19 protein-coding genes are annotated in these 18,993 nt (G+C 41.6%); 6 read left to right on the top strand and 13 right to left on the bottom strand.

The genetic code is table 11. The features are described 5' to 3' along the window. Window positions 1–147 precede the first annotated feature (147 nt). Both V471_RS03945 and V471_RS03940 read left to right on the top strand, forming a co-directional pair. Window positions 148–915, top strand: a complete 768-nt coding sequence (locus V471_RS03945; protein WP_014633639.1) for a DeoR/GlpR family DNA-binding transcription regulator — start codon at window positions 148–150, stop codon at window positions 913–915. Then, window positions 908–1,717 carry a Cof-type HAD-IIB family hydrolase gene (locus V471_RS03940; RefSeq protein ID WP_014633640.1) on the top strand — a complete coding sequence of 270 codons (810 nt, stop codon included), beginning with the start codon at window positions 908–910 and terminating at the stop codon, window positions 1,715–1,717. The genes V471_RS03945 and V471_RS03940 overlap by 8 nt, the downstream gene beginning before the upstream one ends. Before the next feature lie 198 nt (window positions 1,718–1,915). Here the strand turns inward: V471_RS03940 and V471_RS03935 are convergent, their stop codons facing one another. The 5 genes from V471_RS03935 to pbp2a all read right to left on the bottom strand — a co-directional run bounded on the left by V471_RS03935 (window position 1,916) and on the right by pbp2a (window position 5,987). Then, a complete protein-coding gene (locus V471_RS03935; protein WP_037605467.1) occupies window positions 1,916–2,404 on the bottom strand; it encodes a phosphatase PAP2 family protein in 489 nt (162 codons plus the stop codon). 129 nt (window positions 2,405–2,533) lie between these two features. Next, entirely contained in the window at window positions 2,534–3,073 is a 540-nt protein-coding gene (gene nusG / locus V471_RS03930; protein WP_002883644.1) for a transcription termination/antitermination protein NusG, read from the bottom strand. Between the two features lie 200 nt (window positions 3,074–3,273). Beyond that, window positions 3,274–3,450 carry a preprotein translocase subunit SecE gene (secE, locus tag V471_RS03925; RefSeq protein WP_002883656.1) on the bottom strand — a complete coding sequence of 59 codons (177 nt, stop codon included), beginning with the start codon at window positions 3,448–3,450 and terminating at the stop codon, window positions 3,274–3,276. Window positions 3,451–3,458: 8 nt separating this feature from the next. Next, entirely contained in the window at window positions 3,459–3,611 is a 153-nt protein-coding gene (gene rpmG / locus V471_RS03920; protein WP_002886472.1) for a 50S ribosomal protein L33, read from the bottom strand. 48 nt (window positions 3,612–3,659) lie between these two features. Further along, a complete protein-coding gene (gene pbp2a / locus V471_RS03915) occupies window positions 3,660–5,987 on the bottom strand; it encodes a penicillin-binding protein PBP2A (RefSeq protein ID WP_014633641.1) in 2,328 nt (775 codons plus the stop codon). A gap of 65 nt (window positions 5,988–6,052) precedes the next feature. On the opposite strand from pbp2a, the gene V471_RS03910 reads away from it, so the two are divergent. From V471_RS03910 to V471_RS03895, 4 genes are all read left to right on the top strand, one after another. Further along, complete coding sequence (locus tag V471_RS03910; protein WP_014633642.1) at window positions 6,053–6,922, top strand: RluA family pseudouridine synthase; 870 nt, start codon at window positions 6,053–6,055, stop codon at window positions 6,920–6,922. Between the two features lie 184 nt (window positions 6,923–7,106). Next, window positions 7,107–7,439, top strand: a complete 333-nt coding sequence (locus V471_RS03905; protein WP_013989998.1) for a TM2 domain-containing protein — start codon at window positions 7,107–7,109, stop codon at window positions 7,437–7,439. Continuing rightward, a complete protein-coding gene (locus tag V471_RS03900; RefSeq protein ID WP_084871123.1) occupies window positions 7,439–7,744 on the top strand; it encodes a DUF2752 domain-containing protein in 306 nt (101 codons plus the stop codon). The genes V471_RS03905 and V471_RS03900 overlap by 1 nt, the downstream gene beginning before the upstream one ends. A gap of 89 nt (window positions 7,745–7,833) precedes the next feature. After that, window positions 7,834–8,679 carry a superinfection immunity protein gene (locus tag V471_RS03895; protein WP_014633643.1) on the top strand — a complete coding sequence of 282 codons (846 nt, stop codon included), beginning with the start codon at window positions 7,834–7,836 and terminating at the stop codon, window positions 8,677–8,679. An 84-nt stretch (window positions 8,680–8,763) separates the two neighbouring features. Here the strand turns inward: V471_RS03895 and groL are convergent, their stop codons facing one another. The 8 genes from groL to V471_RS03855 all read right to left on the bottom strand — a co-directional run bounded on the left by groL (window position 8,764) and on the right by V471_RS03855 (window position 18,875). Further along, window positions 8,764–10,383: a chaperonin GroEL gene (gene groL / locus V471_RS03890; protein WP_002883626.1), complete on the bottom strand. Its 1,620-nt coding sequence runs from the start codon at window positions 10,381–10,383 to the stop codon at window positions 8,764–8,766. A 44-nt stretch (window positions 10,384–10,427) separates the two neighbouring features. Then, complete coding sequence (gene groES / locus V471_RS03885) at window positions 10,428–10,715, bottom strand: co-chaperone GroES (protein ID WP_045771703.1); 288 nt, start codon at window positions 10,713–10,715, stop codon at window positions 10,428–10,430. Between the two features lie 167 nt (window positions 10,716–10,882). Further along, window positions 10,883–11,686, bottom strand: a complete 804-nt coding sequence (locus V471_RS03880; RefSeq protein ID WP_002883592.1) for an ABC transporter ATP-binding protein — start codon at window positions 11,684–11,686, stop codon at window positions 10,883–10,885. Continuing rightward, entirely contained in the window at window positions 11,686–13,626 is a 1,941-nt protein-coding gene (locus V471_RS03875; protein WP_002883690.1) for an ABC transporter substrate binding protein, read from the bottom strand. The genes V471_RS03880 and V471_RS03875 overlap by 1 nt, the downstream gene beginning before the upstream one ends. Before the next feature lie 480 nt (window positions 13,627–14,106). Then, on the bottom strand, window positions 14,107–15,969 hold the full coding sequence (locus tag V471_RS03870) for a proline--tRNA ligase (RefSeq protein WP_157108263.1): 1,863 nt from the start codon (window positions 15,967–15,969) through the stop codon (window positions 14,107–14,109). 70 nt (window positions 15,970–16,039) lie between these two features. Then, window positions 16,040–17,302, bottom strand: coding sequence for an RIP metalloprotease RseP (gene rseP, locus V471_RS03865; RefSeq protein ID WP_002886459.1), 1,263 nt, complete (start codon window positions 17,300–17,302; stop codon window positions 16,040–16,042). Between the two features lie 16 nt (window positions 17,303–17,318). Continuing rightward, window positions 17,319–18,113 (bottom strand): phosphatidate cytidylyltransferase, encoded by a 795-nt coding sequence (locus V471_RS03860; protein ID WP_002886458.1) that lies wholly within the window; start codon window positions 18,111–18,113, stop codon window positions 17,319–17,321. A gap of 12 nt (window positions 18,114–18,125) precedes the next feature. Next, the gene (locus V471_RS03855; RefSeq protein WP_002886457.1) at window positions 18,126–18,875 is read right to left on the bottom strand and encodes an isoprenyl transferase; all 750 of its coding nucleotides are present in this window, start codon (window positions 18,873–18,875) and stop codon (window positions 18,126–18,128) included. Between the last annotated feature and the right edge of the window lie 118 nt (window positions 18,876–18,993).

The following is an 18,993-nucleotide window of genomic DNA, read 5'->3' as shown; positions in this document are numbered from 1 at the left end:
GGATTTTTAAAGATGATAAGGGAACTTTAAGAGGCAAATTCACCTGAGTCTATTTTGCACCTTTTTTCTTCTTTTTAAGTTTTTTTGCGCTCTTGTGTAACAAAAAAGCAAAAAGATGCTATACTAGTATCAGAAAGTAGGTGACTCATGTATCAGGAACAACGATTAGAGAAAATATTAACACTTTTGGAGGAGCGCGGAAACCTATCTGTCAAGGAAATGGTTGACGCATTAGGTGTTTCCAAAGATACCGTCAGAAGAGATTTCGACTGCCTCAGCCAGAGGAATTTGGCTCAGCGTACCCATGGTGGCATTCTTCCAGTTAAAAATACCACTGTTCTTGGCTTCCAGGAACGTCAGAAAGGACTCACTGAAGACAAGAAAAAAATGGCAGACCTAGCGCTTAGCTTGGTCAAAGAGCAATCTCTACTCTTCTTCGATGTCTCTACCCTGATGCTTGAAGTTTCACAAAAATTGACTAAGAGCGTAACTGTCTACTCCCACTCTTTGGACAATGCCTTGGTCCTAAGTGGCAAAGAAGGAATCGACTTTCATCTCTTGGGAGGAAGATTTTACAGCAAAAACCGCTTTTACTATTCGCTTCACGAAGCCCAGCTCTTGCAACATCTACAATTTGACTTAGCCTTCTTTGGAGCGGCTAGTCTCAGTCAAGGAGTGGTTAGCTATGAAGATGAAGAGGACGTTGCTGTCAAACAACTAGCCATGCAAGCTGCTAGAACCAAGATTCTTATTGCTGAATCTGATAAATATGAAAAACATTCCAAATATATCTTGGGCAAGATTGAAGACTTTGACTACTGGATTACAGATAAGAAACCTGACCCTGATTTGGTCGAGTCTCTTAAAGATAAAGTAACGATTTTATACGATGGAAAGGATAGCGACTATGAGTAATATTCGTTTGATTATCAGTGACATTGATGGCACTATTCTCACTAGTAACCACCAGGTGGACGAGCAACTGATAGAGCTAATGCCAAAGCTTGAAAAAGCAAATATTCCCTTTGTTTTAGCTTCTGCCCGTTCGCCACTAGGGATGCAACCAATTGCTCATAAACTGGGACTTCATGACAATCCTATCGCCTGCTACAACGGTGCCCTAGTACTTGAGGGTGATCGTGCTATCATACAGCACCCTGTGGATAAATCTGAGATTCAAGAACTTCTTAGCTACTTATCCACAGATTATCCAAGTGTCTCTGTGAATATCTACTCTGGCAAGGACTGGATCACCAACGAACTAGACAAATGGTCTCAGTTGGAAGGAAGTATCACGGGTGAATCTCCTATCATTAAGGAACTACAAGACACGGTCTCAGACTCAGAACCACCTATCCACAAGCTATTGTTGATTGATGAGCCTGAAGTTATCCAGGACCTCCACCAAAAACTCCTAAGCATGGATTTTCCACAGACAGCCTTCTACTTATCTAAAGATAACTACCTTGAAGTCACAGCCAAACATGTTTCTAAAGAACACGCTCTCCTTGAGGTTGCCAAATATTATGACCTTCCTCTTGAAGAAGTCATGACCATCGGAGATAACTTCAACGATAGTCCTATGCTAGCTCTAGCTGGTCTAGGAATTGCTATGGGCAATGCACCTGAAGGGGTCAAGGAAACTGCAAACTTAGTAACTGCTTCAAATGATGAGCATGGTGTCGCTCAAGCTATTAAAAAACATGTCCTAAACTAAGCTAATATCTAATGGTGGGAACAACCTTTAATCGCCAACTCGAATTTTAGAACACATCTTATGACTAAGATAACATTTAGGGTGGGAACAGCCCTTAATTGCCAACTCGAATTTTAGAACAAAAGGAAAGGTGCCCTAGAGGTGCCTTTCCTTTTTCAACGAAAAAAGCCTTCCTCTCTCGAAGAAGACCCAAATTTTCTAAAGATAAAGAAGGAGACCTATAAGAATCCCAATGACATAGCCTGCCAAAACATCACTAGGATAGTGAACACCACCTAGCACACGCAAAAGAGCTAGAGCGCCCGCCAGAAAAAGCATAGTCCCACCTAGCCAGGGGTTAAGCGTCAGTGCCAACATAGCAATGACAGTCGCTGAGAAAACATGCCGACTGGGAAAGGACTTGCCCAGACTGTCCTTCTTAATAAGGGGTTGAATAGCCCAGGTCTGGTATGGACGCGGTCGATTGTAGAGGCTACGACCAAGAGAAAGAAGGAAAAAGCCTCCCCCCATAATAAGCACCGTCGTAGAGAGAACAAACCAACCATTCCTTAGCCAAACCCAAATAAGAAATATAGGAAAAAGCAGGTAAAAAGTCCTAGTTATAAGCTTGTTCAACCCTTCTAAAACCTTAGCGTAAGAACGCAAAGGAGCGCTAATCCTATCGTAAAATCGTTTGTAATTCATCATCATCCGTTAGAAAAAAAGGGAGTGACACAGAACTAAATTTCAAAAATCTAGCTTCTAGCCTCTCCCTCAAGTTTAATGAGATAGTCTTCCAAGGTTGAAGTCTCTTAGCCCAACCTCTTTTTGTCTATCTTAAAGTTCAGCGATTTGGTAAAGTTCAAGTTCAGCAGCTGTTTCTGAACCAAACATATTAATCATGATTTTAACCTTGTTGTTTTCAATTTCTACAACACGGCCTTCTTGACCCATAAAGGCACCATCAATGATTTGAACCACGTCACCAACCTTGATATTAGTATCAAAGACATCAACGGTTTGACCCATTGAAATCAAGATTTGACGGATTTCTTCTTCCAAAAGTGGTGTTGGTTTAGAACGGTTACCGTGAGAACCAACGAAACCAGTAACGTTTGGAGTGTTACGGACAACGAACCATGCTTCGTCTGTCATTACCATCTCAACAAGAACGTAACCAGGGAAGCGGTTTTCTTCTACTTCTTTAACTTTACCGTTTTTCTCAACATTGACCGTTTGAGTTGGGATTTCAACACGCAAGATATTTTCAAGCATGTTATAAGTTTGGGCACGTTGCAAAAGGTTTTCTTTAACTTTGTTTTCGTATCCTGAATAGGTTTGAAGGACGAACCAGCCCTTGTCGAATGAATCTAGCATTTTAGGATTCCTTTCTTTTTTCTAAATGACATTTAAACACCTTCGGCTAGCTATCTTCTAGCTTCGAGTGTTAAATGTCAATGAATGTCTATGGTTTAATTCAAAGCGTAATAAAAAAGCCTGATGGCCCTCGTTCTCGCTTTTATCTGCATTTATTATAACAAAAAAGAGCAGGCATTCCCACTCTTTTTGTGTTTTCTTTAGAAAAAGTTAATCAGTGCTGACATAGCGCGACTCAACAATTCATCAAACGCATAGATGATGACAGTGAAGAACGCAGTATACTCAAGAACTGAAATAAAATCGTGCCAGCGTTGTTTACGGTCTGGCCAAGTCGTGTCTTTCAAGACTTTGAAAATACTTCCAGTTTGTCTCACGGTGTCTCCTATCTTGTTTCTTTATGCAAGGTGTATTTTTTACAATGTTTACAAAATTTGTTAACTTCTAGTCGTGTTGGTTTGGGAGTGCTACTCACATTAATTGAGTAGTTTCGGCTCCCACATTCAGCACACGCTAGGCTTGCTTTTTTCTGTGCCATAACGCCTCCGTTCTTTTTATCTTACCACTTTTAAATGCAATTGACAAGCTATCTGAATAGACCTGAGAAGGAGTCTGTAATCTTATCCCAAAGGCTGCTTGCCTGATCTTTAACGTCATTCACAACGTCTGATGCCTTGTCTGTCCATGACTTGTTACTGCTATTGCGCGAGTCATTTGGATCTGCCGTATAGTCTAGTGTTTGACCATCAGCTGCATAGGCATTTTCAACGGTAAACTCAGTACCTGGTGTATTTGGCAAAACATCCGCAGCGATGTAGCTGAAAATCGTCGAAGCTGTTCCCGAGCTAGCTCCTGTTAGGTAGTGACTCTCGTCAGTCTTATCAAAACCAATCCAGGTCGTCATAACCACATCAGGAGTATAACCAATCACCCACTGGTCGCTAGTCAAATCCTTGTTAAATTCAGCCTGAACAGTACCTGTCTTACCTGCCATCGTATAACCTGTGTAGTTGGCATTCACAGCGGAACCATTTGAGAAGGTACCAAGCATCATGCTGGTCATCTGGTTAGCTACTGACTGGCTGATAACACGTTTAGACTTCTTACTATGGGTAGCAATAATGTCACCACTGGCATTTTCAATTTTAGTGATGAAATAAGCCGTGTTCATCTCACCACCATTAGCAAAGGTCGCATATGCCTGAGCCATTTGAAGAGGACTGGCTGTCACACCACCACCAAGTGAAATCCCCAGTTCTTCTGGAACATTGTCAAAGTTGAGACCGAATTTTTGACCGTAACTGATCCCTTTTTGAATACCGATTTGATTAAATAGGTAAACTGCTGGGACATTGTAGGAGTTGGCCAAAGCTTGATACATGGGGATATCCTCTGTCTCAATATCACCATAGTTAGTTGGGGTATAGCCGTTGTAGTCGATTGGTTTATTAGGGAGATCCTTGTTGATACTCCACCCTGAAGCCAAGGCCGGGGCATAAACTACCAAAGGTTTGATGGTCGAACCAGGACTACGCTTACCTTGGGTTGCATAGTTGAAATTACGGAAGGTTGTATCACTGGTACCACCTACACGACCTACTAGACCACGGACCGCTCCAGTTGTTGGATCAAGTGCCACACTAGCGGACTGGGCTGTACTACCATCACTTTCTGATGTAGGGAAGAGATAAGTATTTTCGTAGGTTTGCTGCATGTTAGCTTGTGAATTGGCATCCATCTCTGTGTAGATCTTGTAGCCATTTTTAACAATTTCATCCTCACTCAAGCCATAAGTTTTCGTAGCTTCTTCAATGACGGCATCGAAGTAAGACGGATACTTGTAGTCATCGCCAGTCCCTTGATAGGTATCATCCAGACGACTAGCCATATCAACTCCAGCCGCACTGTCGGCATCTGCCTGACTCAACTTCTTGTCATCAACCATGTTGGCGAGGACAGTGTTTCGACGGTTGGTCGCATTTTGGATATTATCGATTGGGTTGTAAATTTCAGGTCCCTTAAGCATACCCGCGAGGGTCGCTGCTTCATCAACGGTTAGATTGGCAGCACTTGTCCCGAAGTATTTTTGGCTGGCATCTTCAACACCCCAAACCCCATTTCCAAAGTAGGCATTATTGAGGTACATGGTAAGGATTTCTTGCTTGCTGTATTTCTTGGTTAATTCCAAAGAGAGGAAGAATTCCTTGGCCTTACGAGTGACTGTCTGTTCTTGTGTCAAGAAGGCATTTTTAGCCAACTGTTGGGTAATGGTCGAACCACCACCAAAGCGTCCCATGGACACAATGGCCAAGAGGAATCGCTTGACGTTAACCCCGCTATTTTCATAGAAGGTACGGTCCTCAGTTGCTATAACAGCATTCTCTAGGCTATCACTAATGGCATCCAGCTCCACATAAGTCCCTTTTTGCCCTGACAAAGAACCAGCTTGATTGCCTTCTTTGTCATAAATAACCGTCGTAGCTTTCAAGGCATCTTGAAGATCTGAAACATTGGTCGTCTTGGCAATATAGAAAAGGTAGGAACCAACTGTCAAAACCAGCATAGCTACCAAGATAAAGAGAATTTTCCCAATATGATAACGACGCCAGAAACGACGAATAGGATTTCTTGGCGAAAGTGTAAACTTGCTCAAGAACGCCTGAACCTTACCTAAAGGTTTGGTCGTATCAATAGGTTTCTTTTGCTTAGAACGTTGATAACGTGACGTCTCTTGACTTTCCTGAGACATATCTAGGTCTTCAACGGCTTGTTCAACCTCATCAGGTTTCTTAGCGAAGAGTCCCTTTATCTTATTTTGTAAATTCTTCGATTTTTCAGCAGGCTGGGAATCCTTGCCCTTTCCGCTATTTTCTTCTTTAAAAAGTTTGTTTTTTAGATTATCAAAAAATGTCATAACCCTATTATACCAAGTTTTTACAGATTCTGTCCTCTTTTAAACGTTCATGATATAATGAAACCATGACTTTACACGTAGAAATTATCAATCCCTATCCTGCAACAACCGTCAAAGACTTGCTCGAAACTAAGCTCCTCATTCCTCGTAAGATTCGTCATTTCCTACGCACGAAAAAGCACGTCCTCATCAATGGAGAGACTATTAATTGGCAGAGTCCTGTTGAAAAAGGTGATAAGATTAGCCTGACCTTTGATACAGAGGACTACCCTGAAAAAATTATCCCTATGGGAAATGCCAGTTTAGTAGAACCTCTCTATGAGGATCAGCATCTCATCGTGGTCAATAAACCTGAAGGAATGAAAACACATGGTAATGAACCCACAGAAATTGCTCTACTTAACCATGTTTCGGCCTATTGTGGGCAAACCTGTTACGTCGTTCATCGACTAGACATGGAAACTAGTGGGGCTGTACTCTTCGCAAAAAATCCGTTTATCCTGCCAATTCTCAATAGACTCTTGGAAGATAAGAAGATTCAGCGTCAATACTGGGCTTTGGCTGAAGGTAAATTTCAGACCAAGGAGACTGTGTACAAAGACAAGATTGGACGCGACCGCCATGACCGTAGAAAACGGGTGGTTGATCCTAGAAAAGGGCAGGTTGCCTATACAACCATCACGCGCCTCAAAGCCTTCAAAGGAGCTAGTCTGGTCAACTGCCAACTAAAAACCGGTCGGACCCACCAAATTCGTGTGCATCTGGCCCACCATGGGCATGCCATTCTGGGGGACCCTCTTTATAGCCACCGCCCCGCATCTCGACTCATGCTCCACGCTCACACCCTTAGTTTCACCCATCCCTTAACACTCGACAAAATCACTGTTAAGGCGAGCTCAAACAGTTTTGAACAAGGGTTGAGAAATCACAAATAATAGAAGTAGGCTCATTCTCAAGCATAGTGCGAAAGGATTATCCTAATGATCCTCTAGTTATGACACAGTGGAAGCTTGCAAATAAGTTGCTTTTATTGACTTCAAAAGCCTTAACCGCCTTGAATCTCCCTTTACAATATGTTATCCTTTACATATCATTTAAAATTTGAGGGGTATTTAATTTATGAATCCAGTCGATCAATGGATAACCATTAACGCCAAGTATTTCCCAACAGAACAAGTTCAGTACATCCGTCAACGTCTTGAAGCACTTCCTGAGCAACAACTTTCAATGCTTTACTCAATCAGCTTCCAAGATCCAACAATGTTGTTGATTATTTCACTTCTAGGTGGGACTCTTGGAATTGACCGCTTTTTGTTAGGACAAATTGGTCTCGGTGTTGGTAAACTTTTGACGTGTGGTGGATGTGGTATCTGGTCAATTGTTGACTTATTCCTCATCATGGATGCTACTCGCCAATCAAACGCTCAAAAACTCTTTGCAGTTATTGGCTAATGAAAAACTATTTTACACGCTTGTGGGCCTACCACCAGCGTTTTTTTAGATTATATCTCTTAGTTTTAGTGACAGTTTATGGAGTCTACCTTTTGCATCTTCCAACACCACTCAGTTTAATCCTAAGACCATTTGGCCTTAAAGCTTGGAGCACAGGCCTAACACGCGCTAGTGTTAGACTCTTACACCTAGATTGGCAAGGAGCCTGGGACTATAATCCACTGATATATCCTCTAGTGGTCTATGTCCTAACCTATTTCTTTCTCTTTCCCATCTTTAGTGATAAGAAGATTATAAGGAAATAAAGTAAAGACTCCCATTGCGATCCCCTTACACTATTGCTATAATTGTAATTATCAACATTTTTTAATCAAGATATCTGGAGGTTATACACATGAAGCAACAAGATTGGATCGATTTTTTCCAAGCAGTTAATGGTCGTAATCCAAGTATTCAAGAAATGGCTGAAGCAGCTCAGAAAGGCGAGTTTGTCCGAGAAACTCCCAAACAAACTGTCGAAGTAACAGAAACTGTCTCACAAAAAGAGACTGTAGAAACTAAGCAAGATTCAGAAGTTGTTGAACCAGCAGAATCTGCACCATCAACAGAAGTGGTAGAAACTGCCGAAAAAAATGTTGACAGCTATGATGTTGCTGAAGAGCCACTCACTAACTCTACAGCAGATGAAGAAGAGACTTTCCAAGCAACTAACCTAGCTCAAGAAAAGCAAGCAAAGACCTTCCAGGAACAAGTTAAACCTGCTGTAGAAACGGCCAGTCAGACTGTTAACCAATTTGCGAATCAAACTGGTGAAACTTTCCAACAAGCAAGCAAAAATCTAAATGAAACTTGGAAGAAACAAGACAAGAAAACCCAAACAAACTTCATCATGTTAGCCGTCGCTTCCATCCCAGCTATCCTCTGGGCTCTTGGAATGATACTCTTGGGAATTGCCAGTGATGATCTTAGTGCCGGATTGATCACGGCTCTTCTCTCCGTCATCATTAATTTCCCCTTGGTAGTACTTCTTATATTACCAGCTCTTCTAAATAAAACAGATAAAAAATGGCCAATCTTTATCCTATCCTTTCTTCTAGGCTGGACATTCATCGGTTGGATCATCCTTCTTGCTGTTTCTATCAATACGAATAAGGAAGCAGAACGCATTAGACAACAACAAATGATGATGCAAATGGCAGGTCAACAAGGAAGTTCTGATACATTTAACCCTTTTCAGTAATTAACAACAAATAATTGAAAAAAAGAAAACCCAGAAAAAGTTTCTCGACTTTTCCTAGGTTTTTTCTTTTGCTTTTTTAAACTCTTAGTAGCCCATCATTCCTGGATCCATAGCTGGTGCTGCTGGAGTTTCTGGTTCAGGTTTATTGGCAACGACTGCTTCAGTTGTCAAGATAAGACTAGCTACAGAAGCAGCATTTTGGAGGGCAGAACGTGTGACCTTAACAGGGTCGATAATTCCTGCTTCAACCATATCTACCCATTCACCGTTAGCAGCGTTAAAGCCTGTACCAACTGGGCTGTTCTTCAATTTATCGATGATAACTGAACCTTCATAACCAGCGTTATAAGCAATTTGACGAACTGGTTCTTCCAAGGCACGGAGGACAATGTTACGTCCTGTAGCGTCGTCACCTTCAAGATCAAGTTCAGCAACCTTAGCAATGACGTTAACAAGGGCTGTACCACCACCTGCTACGATACCTTCTTCAACAGCGGCACGAGTAGCGTTAAGGGCATCTTCGATACGAAGTTTCATTTCTTTAAGGGCTGTTTCAGTGGCCGCACCAACCTTAACAACTGCAACCCCACCTGACAATTTAGCCAAACGTTCTTGAAGTTTTTCACGGTCAAATTCAGATGTTGTTGTTTCCAATTGAGACTTGATGAGGTTAACACGGTTAGCAATCGCTTCTGTGCTTCCTGCACCTTCAACGATAACTGTGCTATCTTTATCCACAGTTACTTTCGAAGCTTGACCAAGTGCTGCCATAGTTGCATCCTTAAGTTCAAGACCAAGATCTTCAGTAATGACAGTTGCTCCTGTCAATACGGCAATGTCTTCCAACATCGCTTTACGACGGTCACCAAAGCCAGGCGCCTTAACAGCAACAACATTGAAAGTTCCACGAATCTTGTTAAGAACAAGTGTAGGAAGAGCTTCACCATCCACATCATCAGCAATAATCAAGAGTGGACGACTTGTCTTAAGCACTTCTTCCAAGAGTGGAAGGACATCTTGGATATTTGAAATTTTCTTGTCAGTCACAAGGATAAATGGATTATCAAGGTCAGCGACCATCTTTTCATTATCAGTAACCATGTACTGAGAAAGATAACCACGGTCAAACTGCATACCTTCAACCACTTCGAGTTCAGTCTCCATACCACGTGACTCTTCAATAGTGATAACACCGTCATTACCCACACGTTCCATAGCTTCTGAAATGTATTCACCAACTTTTTCAGAACGTGATGAAACCGCTGCGACTTGGGCAATAGCTTCTTTATTAGCAACTGGTTGTGCAATGGCTTTAAGCTCTTCCACGGCTGTAGCTACAGCTGCTTCAATCCCACGACGGATACCGATTGGATTAGCACCAGCCGTTACATTTTTGAGACCTTCACGGACGATAGCCTGTGTCAAAACAGTGGCTGTAGTTGTTCCGTCACCGGCAATATCGTTCGTTTTTGAAGCCACTTCGCTGACAAGTTTAGCACCCATATTTTCAAAGTGATCTTCGAGTTCAATTTCTTTAGCAATTGTCACACCATCATTAGTGATAAGAGGTGAGCCAAAAGCTTTTTCCAAAACCACGTTACGACCTTTAGGACCAAGCGTTACCTTAACTGTATCAGCCAAAGTATCAACACCACGGACCATTGCTGCGCGTGCATCTGATGAAAATTTAATATCTTTTGCCATAGTTACTCCTTCTTTATCTTACTTTATATCTGATTAGCATAAACCTAAGCTAGGACTGCTAAAATATCTGCTTCACGGATAATTGAAACGGAATCATCTCCGTCTTTAACATTGACACCTGCACCATTTTCAACAAGAACTTTATCGCCTGCTGCAACACTAGGTGCAATCAATTCACCAGTAAGAGTACGGATTCCTTCACCTACTACCAAAACCTCAGCAGTCTTTGTAGCTTCATGACTGGCTCCTGCCAAAACAAAGCCACTAGCTGTTTTTTCTTCTGTTTCTTCAAAACGGACAACGATACGATCACCCAATGGTTTCAATGCCATACCAATTACCTCCAAATGTTATTTATTATTAGTAACGTGTGAAACGTTATTTTTAGCACTCATAAACCACGAGTGCTAATCCATATATTTATTTTAGCACTTGGTCAAAAATAGTCAAGAAAAAACTACCCAAAATCTGAACTTTGGATAGTTTCTTTTTTTGTTTATTAACCGAGTACCAAGGCATCGTCATTGAGGACTTGTCCACTATTTTTGTGGAAGAGGTCCATAAGTTCTGCAACAGTGAGGTTTTTCTTTTCCTCACCTCGCACATCGACGACGATTTTTCCGTGATAGAGCATGACTAGACGGTTCCCATATTCGATAGCATGTTCCATATTATGGGTAATCATAAGGGTTGTTAATTCTTGTTCTTCAACGATCTTACGTGTCAAATTCATGACCATATCACTTGTCTTAGGATCTAGGGCTGCTGTGTGTTCATCCAAAAGCAAGATTTTTGGACGAACCAAGGTTGCCATAGCAAGTGTCAAGGCCTGACGTTGTCCACCTGACAAGAAATTAGCATCGGTCTTCATACGATTCTCAAGACCAAGACCAAGATCTACCAAAGCTTCCTTGAAGACTTGACGTTCGCTTTCAGTGATAGACTTTTTAAAGAAGCTACGTTTCTTACCACGACGATAGGCAATCGCCATATTTTCTTCGATAGAAAGGTTTGTCGCTGTCCCCATTCGAGGATCTTGGAAAACACGACTAATGTCTTTAGAGCGCTCATCTACAGATGCTTTCTTAATAGATTGCCCCTCCAACAAGATATCCCCCTCATCAATGCTAAGAACACCAGCAATTGAATTCATCAAGGTTGATTTACCAGCACCATTTCCCCCAATGACAGAGATAAAATCTCCCTGCTCAATGTCTAGGTCCAAACCACGAAGGACGTGATTTTCATTGACTGTGCCTTTTTCAAAGGTTTTGTGAATCTGTTGTAAACTAAGTAAAGCCATTACTTGTCACCTCCTGGAGTCAAGGATTTATTAGGTCTGATTTTCAATTTTTGGCGTACTTCTGGCACATAAAGGATGATAGCAAGCAAGATGGCTGAAGCCAATTTCAACATTTGAGCATCAACGTTCATGGCAAGGATAATAACCAAGACCAAACGGTAGAGAACAGCTCCTACGACAATTGACCAGAGACGTTTTCCAAGCGGTAGATACTTGACGATAACCTCAGCCAAGATGATTGCAGCCAAGCCATTTACGATTGTACCAGTACCCATATTCATATCCGCATAGCCATTGTTTTGAGCTAGGAGGGCACCTGATAGGGCAATCAAACCATTGGAAATCATGTAGCCAAGAATCTTCATACGGTCAACCTTGATACCATTGGCTTCACCCATGGCAAGGTTATCACCTGTTGCACGAAGAGCAAGTCCAACCTGTGTATTAAGGAGAACAACCAACATAAGTACTACCAGACTAACAAAAATCAGTCCTAATAGAATCACACCATTCAGCTTAGATAGACCAAGATCCATAACCATAGTCACCAGCGTGTTATGTCCTGAAAGAGAGACATTGGCACTTCCAAGAACCAAAAGGTTAACTGAATAGAGCCCTGTTAAGGTAATAATCCCTGTTAAGAGTGCTGGTATCTTCATTTTCGTATGCATAAAGCCAGACACAGCTCCAGCAAGCATACCAGCTACAAAACCACCTAGAGTCGCAAAGATTGGGTTGATTCCACGGATAATCATGATAGTTGTCGTAGCAGCACCAAGTGGGAAGGCCCCCTCAGCTGTCAAATCAGCAAGGTCCAAAATACGGAAGGTAATGAAGACCCCAATAGCCATAATAGCCCAGAGAAGTCCCTGAGAAATGGCAGTTAGCACCACATTTGAAAATCCTTTTTTAGAAGACTTATTGACCTTAAGCTTAATGACACCCTTATCTTTTTTAGCAATTGGTTTGTCATCTTGCGTTGATGCTTTAGATTCCTCGTCACTAATGCTAGAAACATCAATACCAAGTTCTTTAGCCATGTCATGGTTAACCACAACATTTAGGGTTTTAGGATACTCGGCATCGACATCCTTTACCTTCTCACCTCGGAGAACACGGCCTGCCAACTTACCTGTTTGACGTCCAAGCGCTTCATAGTTAGTTCCATAAGTGAACAGGACACCTTTTTCTACACTACCAGCGTCACTACCAACAACTGGAACCTTAGTCTCTTTAGAAAGATCTACCAAGGTATTAATAGCACTAACAATAGTATTATCAGTTGGGATGAAAATCACTTCGGTCTGACTCATCAAGCTCTTGGCTGTATCTTGGATATCATTGGTTGATGAAATTCCCTTGATAACCGTTTCAATACCAGCTTCCTTGAAGTATTTCTTGGCTTCTTCAACCTGAACTTCTGAGTTACGCTCGCTGGTCGTGTACATAATCCCAACTTTTTTAGTGTTTGGAAGGACCTTTTTCAACAACTCGACTTGTTTGTTGATTGGTGACATGTCGCTTGTCCCTGTCACATTTCCTCCAACATTGTCCATAGACTTAACCAATTTAGCTGAAACTGGATCTGTAACAGCTGTAAAGAGAATTGGCTTGTCCTTTGTCAAACTACTCAAAGACTGGGCTGCTGGAGTTGCGATAGCCAACATGACATCATTATCTTCAATAAGCGACTGAGAAATCGTCTGCAAGTTAGACTGATCTCCTTGTGCATTCTGATAATCGATTTTGATGTTCTTACCGTCGACGTAACCTTCCTCTTTAAGTTCTTCAATGAACCCTTTACGGGTCGCTGACAAGGAAGGATGTTCCACATATTGGAGCACACCGACGTGAACCAAATCTTTATTAGAAGCATTGGAACATGCTACTAAGAGGACAGCTGTGATAACAGCCATCATACTGACCAAGAATTTCTTCATCTTGTATACCTCTATTTTTATTCTATCTATTTCCAATTTTCTTTTATGATTTTTCCAAGACGATAGCGTCAAATGAAAATTAAAAATAGACCACGGTATGAAAAAAACCAGTTAGGACAGGCCCAACTGGTTTTATGCATCTTGACTAGCACAGGCTAGCTTATGTCACCGGTTAGACCTATTCATCTAATCGGCTAATCCATCACAAAATGCTTTAGCTTCATAGATACAAACTGACTGACGCTTGTATCCTGAAACACAAACGTCCTATCTAAAGAAACTAAAGTAATAAAAAGCTTTAAGATTTCCCAAATGGGTCGCTTTGTTAAGCATGTGATGCCTCCGTAGTTATGATAGTTTTAAGTTTACACTATTTAGACAATTCTGTCAAATTGGAATTTACTCTCTTTTCTCTCAATTTATCATTGTCACTACAAAAGAAAAATCTCTTCTTGCTCCTGCAAGAAAAGATTTTTTATATTAAGCATTTTGTTCTGTTGTTAAGATAGCAAGTGTCTCAATCAAGTTATCGGCATTAACTTCAATAGTATCACCTGTTGCCTTGATTTTAACTTCGACAACACCTTCGCTGGCTTTTTTACCAACTGTCACACGGATCGGAAGTCCGATAAGGTCACTGTCAGAGAATTTAGAACCAACACGCTCATTACGATCATCTGTCAAGACATCATAGCCTTCAGCCATAAGAGCAGCTTCCAAACGTTCTGTCAAAGCATTGGCTTCCTCATCCTTAGTGTTAACTGTAATCAAGTGAACATCATACGGAGCCAATTCTTTAGGGAAGTTAATTCCCCATGCATAGCGGTATTGACCTTTTGGTGTCTTGTTAACAAAGAGACGTGCATGTTGTTCGATTACAGCTGACAAGATACGGCTAACACCGATACCGTAACATCCCATAATGATTGGAACAGCACGGCCATTTTCATCAAGAACATTAGCCCCCATACTTTCAGAGTAACGTGTCCCAAGTTTAAAGATATGACCAATCTCGATACCACGCGCAAACTGAAGGACACCTTGACCATCTGGTGAAATTTCACCCTCTTTAACTTCACGAATATCCACGTATTCTGCCTTGAAGTCACGCTCTGGGTTAACCCCTGTCAAGTGGTAACCATCTTCATTGGCTCCAACAACCGCATTAGCCACGTCTTGAACCTTACGGTCCGCAACGATACGAACATTTTCAGGAAGGTTAACTGGACCAAGAGAACCGAAGTTAGCGCCAAAGACTTGACGTGCTTCATCTTCTGTAGCTGGTTCAAGGAAATCAGCAGCAAGGTAGTTTTTCAACTTCACATCGTTAACCTGATCATTACCGACAAGAAGGGCCACCACTGGTTCATCATCAGCAATGAAAAGCAAAGTCTTGATGGTTTGTTCTTCTGGAACATTCAAGAAAGCAGCAACTTCATCAATTGACTTGCAATCTGGTGTTTCAACACGAGTCAATTCTTCTTGAGTCACAACCTTAGTCGCTGGTGTGTAAGCGTTTGTTGCCATCTCAAGGTTAGCTGCATAACTTGACTCTGTAGAGTAGGCAATTGTGTCTTCACCAGATACCAACCATGATGTCAATTCTTTCTTGATTTCTTCCATGACATCTTCTGGAATCTCGTCCAATGAAGCAATTGACTTGTCAAGAACTACCCAACGGTTGAGATCTGTACGCTCAGGAGTAACCGCCATAAATTCTTGAGAATCCTTACCACCCATGGCACCACCATCACCGATGATCCCCTTAAATTCAAGGCCAGCACGTGTAAAGATAGCCTCATAAGCTTTACGGTAGTCTTCATAGGTTACATCCAAATCTTCATAGTTTTGGTGGAAACTATAAGCATCCTTCATGATAAATTCACGTGTACGAAGAAGACCGTTACGAGGACGTTTTTCATCACGGTATTTTGATTGGATTTGGTAGAGATTAAGTGGCAATTGTTTGTATGATTTAACCGCATCACGAACCAAGGCTGTAAACGTTTCTTCGTGAGTTGGACCGAGGATAAAGTCAGATTTATCACGGTTTTTAAGTTTATAAAGGTCTTCACCGTAAGTTTCATAACGGCCTGACTCACGCCACAAATCTGCTGTCAAAAGCGCTGGCGCCAACATTTCAACCGCACCGATTTTTTCAAATTCCTCACGCATGATGGTTTTGAATTTCTCGATAGCACGATTTGCCAATGGCATATAAGCATAAATACCAGCAGAAACCTGACGCACGTAACCCGCACGTACCATAAGGGCATGACTGATAACTTGAGCATCACTTGGCATTTCACGAAGTGTTGGAATCAACATTTTACTTTGTTTCATCATTTACATACTAAGGAGGCTGGCCCTTGGCTCAAGTCCCTTAGACTTCCTTTCGTTTCTTTGTTTCTAATTAAAAGAAAGCACGCATAATATCATTCCAAGTGACTGCAATCATAAGAACAACCATGATAGCAACACCTGCAAGTGTAATATAGCTTTCAATTTCTTGATTAAGTGGTTTACGACGAATGGCTTCAATAATATTCATAACAATTTTTCCACCGTCAAGGGCTGGAATTGGGATAAGATTGAAAATTCCCAGGTTAATTGAGAGCATCCCCATAAGGTTAAGAATGGAAATCAAGCCATTTTCTGAAGCCTGGGCAGACATCTGGAACATAGCAACCGGTCCACCAAGTTTATTCAAACTAAAGTTGGTGATAAGCCCCTTAAGTGCTACGAGAATTTTGAAGGCCCCTTCCCAAGCCATTTGGAAACCACCAAAAATCTTATCTTTAAGACCTGTTTTTAAAGCAGGAGAAACACCCAAAAAGTAGCTACCTTGGTTCTCCTGAGGTTTAACAGAGATTGTTTCTTCCTGACCGTTACTTCTCTTAACTGTCACAGAAAGGCTGTCACCTTTGGAGAATTTTTGGGTATTCTCTGTCAATGCTTCCTTCAAGCTGTCCCAATCAGTAACCTTGTCCTTATTGATAGCCTCGATGGCATCACCATTTTTCAAGCCTGCTACCTGAGCAGCGCCTCCATCGGCTACCTGGATACGGTTGGTCGATGTATCTTGAACACCACCCTGAACAAAAGCTAAGATAATAAAGACAAGCACTCCAAGAATGAAGTTATTCATAGGACCAGCAAAGTTGGTAATTAAACGTCCCCAAATGCTTGCATTTTGATATTGGACATCCTTAGGAGCGATACGAAGTTCTGTACCATCTTCCTCAACGATAGTGGCATCATGATCAACCTCATAGGTCTTGGTCTCATCTAGGACTAGACCTGTAATGGTTAACTTTTCCTCCAAATCATAGGCAGTGACGTTCATAGGTAAAGCCGTCTGATCAATCTGGCGATCCGAAAGGTTGATACGTCTTACCTTACCATCTGATCCAATCGTTAGACTGGCAGGACTACCTGTTTTAATCTCAGTTGTATCTTCACCCCAACCAGCCATACGAACATAACCACCCAAAGGGAGGATACGGATAGTATAAACGGTACCATCCTTACCTGTATGTGCAAAAATTTTCGGTCCCATACCAATGGCAAATTCACGAACCAAAATCCCTGAGCGTTTGGCGAAAAAGAAATGACCAAACTCATGGAAGACGACAATCACACAGAAAATCAGTAAAAAGGTAATAATAGCTTTCATCTAGACACCTCCACTCTTAAAAAAGTCCTAGGAAGTGCATGATTGGGAAAACGAAGATCCAGCTATCACAACGGTCCAAAATACCACCATGCCCAGGAATGAGATTGCCTGAGTCTTTAACGCCAAAGTGACGTTTAATAGCTGATTCAACCAAATCACCAAATTGACCAAAGATACTAAAGAGAATCGTACAGATAAGCAACCAGAAGAAGTTATGAGGGGCATAAACGCCGTGGTTAATCAAACCAAAGATAAGAGCCACAATAATTGCGGATAAGATACCACCGACACTACCCTCAATAGTCTTATTTGGTGATACTTTTGGCAATAGCTTATTCTGACCAAATTGACGACCAAAGAGGTAAGCTCCAATATCTGTTGCCCAAACAATAAAAAGGGCAAAGAGAACTTTTTCCCAACTATCCAAACGTGCCGCAATAAGATTTTGAAAACCAAAACCAACATAAAAGGCAGATGCGATTGGATAAGCTGCATCATCAAAAGAATAATGGTCGCTATTAAGGACAGTCCCCGCTAGAATCAAAAATGAAATAACAGCGAAACCTGTCACACTGGCATTTGTTGGAAGACTGATAAAATACTGATCAATCGGCACAGCCAAGATAAAGGCTGCCACCATTGATAAAATACCCTCGATAGAGAAAATCTCCAAGTGCTTCATGCGAAGCATCTCAGACACCGCAACCATGGCCATAGCTCCAACCAAAAGTTGGAAAGGAAGACCACCGATAAAGAGCAATGGGAGGAAAATGGCTGCTGCCACACCCCCACCAATTAAACGTTCTTGCATGAGAGGTCCTTTCTAGACACCACCGAAGCGACGGTGACGTTTATTGTAGTCAGAGATGGCTTGACGTAGCCCTTGCTGGTCAAAATCTGGCCAGAAAACATCTGTGAAGTAAAACTCACTGTAGGCAGATTGCCAAGGCAAAAAGTTACTAAGACGAAGCTCGCCACTCGTACGGATAATCAAATCTGGATCACGGTAGAGGTAAGGCAATTTATCTGTCATCAAATGCTTAGCAATGAGATCTTCATCAATAGCTTCAGGACTGAGTTTGCCTGCTTCAACCTCTTTAGCAATCGCTTGAACTGCAGATACAATCTCCGCACGACCACCATAGTTCAGTGCAAAGTTGAGAACCAAACCGGAATTATGTTTTGTCTGCTCAACTGCCTTTTCAAGAGCATCTAAGGTTTCCTTAGGCAGACGACTGTTATCTCCAATTGTCAAAATACGAACATTGTTTTTGTCTAATTCTGGTACATATTTGTTAAAGAATTCAACTGGCAAATTCATGATGAATTTCACTTCATCTTGTGGGCGTGACCAGTTTTCAGTTGAGAAGGCATATACTGTCAATACCTTAACTCCAAGTTGTGACGCTTCGATAGTTACCTTTTGCAAGGCGTCCATCCCAGCCTTATGCCCCATCACACGTGGTTGTAGACGTTTTTTAGCCCAACGGCCATTTCCATCCATAATAATACCGATATGGTTGGGAATATTGTCTAGAACCTCTTGATGAGATTTTTTTCTAAATTTAAACATGGAATATCCTCTAAATATAGTTTACCCTTTATTTTACCACATTTTCAGGGGTTCTGAACAGCTTTTAATACCGATAAGATTAGAAAACGCAAAAAGACCAGGATTTAACCTAGTCTCA

Origin of the sequence: Streptococcus salivarius (assembly GCF_002094975.1) — a bacterium.
Taxonomy (GTDB): Bacteria; Bacillota; Bacilli; order Lactobacillales; family Streptococcaceae; genus Streptococcus; species Streptococcus salivarius_D.
Note: the sequence above shows the minus strand (reverse complement) of the source record. Positions and strands in the feature narration are given on the sequence as shown.